Below are 356 nucleotides of genomic sequence, written 5' to 3' on the forward strand. Positions count from 1 at the left end.
CGTGCCGGCTCGCAGGTACTTGCGGATCGTGTTGCGGGACAAGCCGGTGCGCCGTTCGATCTCCCGGATCGGCATCCCTTCCCGGAAATGCCAGCGGCGGATCACACTGAGTAGGTCCATGTCGATCACTCCGATGCCTCCTGACTGTCAGCCAGGGGCGAGGAAAACATGGGTCAATTCTCAGTGAAAACTTATAACCCTCCCGGGTCACTTCTCAGTGCAACTCAACAGCCAGACCTTCCTGGCAAGCATAATCCAGAGCCGCCTCGCGAAGGCGTGTCGTCTGCTCGGGTGAATTGACCGGTGCCGCGGAACCCAACTACCACTCCTGCTTCTGTCAATGTACGATCGTTCCC

1 protein-coding gene is annotated in these 356 nt (G+C 58.7%); it reads right to left on the reverse strand.

Features of this window, described 5'->3' with window-relative positions:
• The coding region (locus R5H29_RS03950; RefSeq protein ID WP_332328787.1) for a helix-turn-helix domain-containing protein at nucleotides 1–120 on the reverse strand (120 nt) is incomplete at its 3' end.
• Nucleotides 121–356 lie beyond the last annotated feature (236 nt).

The organism is Stenotrophomonas sp. A3_2 (genome assembly GCF_036624925.1).
Taxonomy (GTDB): Bacteria; Pseudomonadota; Gammaproteobacteria; order Xanthomonadales; family Xanthomonadaceae; genus Stenotrophomonas; species Stenotrophomonas hibiscicola.